Genomic DNA, 1,858 nt, shown 5'->3' with positions numbered 1-1,858 from the left:
CGCAGGAACGCCCGCAGCCAGGGCTCGGTGCGGTCGCGGCGGTCCCGTGCCACCGCGACCGCGCCCGGACCGGTGCTCACCGCAGCAGGTCCGGGGTCTCCCACTCCTCGCCCAGCACGTGGTGGTCCAGGAACGCCCACACCGTCCGGTACCAGACCTTCGCGTGGTTCGGCGCGAGCACCCAGTGGTTCTCGTCGGGGAAGTACAGGAACCGGTGCGGGTTCGCCGCCGGGTCGGCCTGCCGCGACACCAGGTCCCACCAGAGCCGCAAGCCCTCGCCGATCGGGACGCGGTGGTCGCGGTCGCCGTGGATCACGAGCATCGGGGTGACGATCGCGTCGGCGTGGTGGTGCGGGCTGTGGGCCTGCGCCATCTCCGGGGTCATCTCGGTGAGCCAGTAGTCGGCGTGGTCGGTCGTGGGTCCGAACTGGTCGAGCGCCCACAGGCTGGCGTGGGTGACGACCGCAGCGAACCGGTCGGTGTGCCCGGCGACCCAGTTGGCCATGTAACCGCCGAAGGACCCGCCCATCGCCGCGGTGCGGGTGCCGTCGATCTCCGGCCGGGCGACGGCGGCATCGGTGGCCGCCATCAGGTCGGTGAACGGCGTCCCGCCCCAGGCGCCCCAGCCCCGCTGGACGAAGTCCTGGCCGTAGCCGGTCGACAGCGCCGGGTCGGGCAGCAGCACGGCCCAGCCGCGGGCGGCCATCAGCCACGGGTTCCACCGCCACGACCAGGCGTTCCAGCTGGCCAGCGGGCCGCCGTGGATCCACAGCAGCAGCGGCACCGGGTGCGCGGCGTCGGCGCCGTCGGGCAGGACCAGCCAGGCGCGGACCCGGGTGCCGTCGGCGGCGGTGGTCTCGAGCTCGGTGAGGGTGCCCGGCAGCGCGGGCGCCTGCGCCGGCGCGGGCAGCAGCTCCGGCTCGGCGTCGCGGCCGTCGGCGGACACCCGGACCGGGGTCGGGGGAGCGTCGTAGGCGTGGCGCACGGCGTAGACCCACCGCCCGTCCGGCGACGGGCACGGGTCGGAGTAGGTGCCGTGGTCGCCGGTCAGGCGGGTGACGGTGTCGTCCTGCGGTGTCGGGCCCGGCACGACCCGGAACAGCGGGCCGCGACCGTCCTCGTCGGCGGTCACGACGAGCGCGGCCGAGTCGTGCGTCCAGCGCGCCGAGGTGGGCCAGCGGTCCCAGCCGGGCGCGACCGGGCGCGGCTCGCCGCCGTCGAGCGGGATCAGCACGAGCTCGATCCGCGGCGCGGTCTCCGGGGTGGACACCCGCTCGCGCAGGGCGACGACGGTGCGCCCGTCGGGGCTGATCCGGGGCGCGCCGTACTCGTGGCCGTCGTCGGTGGTGAGGTCGGTGCGCGCGCCGGTGACGGTGTCGACGACGACGAGCCCGGGGCGCCAGGTGCCGTGCCCGTGCGCACGGTGCCAGCCGGTGACCACGCGCACCCCGTCGGGGGAGACGGCGAAGGAGGTCTCGTCCAGTGCACGGCCGGGCGCGGGGGTGAGGTCCGTCCAGGGGTCGGCGTCGGTCCCGTCCGGTTCCCCGGAGCCGCCACGGGGGACATCGGCGCGGGGCGTGGCGAGCAGCAGCCGCTCCTCGTCCGGGCCGAGGTCGTGGTCCCAGTGCCGCACCGGGTAGCCGGTGTGCAGGATCGCGGTGACCTTGCCCTCGGTGCGGGCGGTGCGCCGCCGCTCGTCGTCGGCGGTGGTGAGCGACCCGGGCAGGGTCGGTGCGGAGACGACCACCGTCCCCGCGTCGGCCGCGACGGCGACGTCCGAGATGCCACCGGGGCGCGCCCCCGCCGGTTCGGCCTCGCCGCCGGCGGCCGGCAGCCGCCACAGCGAGGTCGGCGGCTC

The 1,858-nt window shown here is 76.6% G+C and carries 1 protein-coding gene; it reads right to left on the bottom strand.

Annotated elements, in window-relative coordinates; translation table 11 throughout:
• Positions 1 to 76: 76 nt before the first annotated feature.
• On the bottom strand, positions 77 to 1,858 hold a 1,782-nt coding region (locus GTW08_RS25640; protein ID WP_161152648.1), incomplete at its 5' end, for a S9 family peptidase.

Source organism: Pseudonocardia sp. SID8383, assembly GCF_009864975.1.
GTDB classification, from domain to species: Bacteria; Actinomycetota; Actinomycetes; order Mycobacteriales; family Pseudonocardiaceae; genus Pseudonocardia; species Pseudonocardia alni.
Note: the sequence above shows the minus strand (reverse complement) of the source record. Positions and strands in the feature narration are given on the sequence as shown.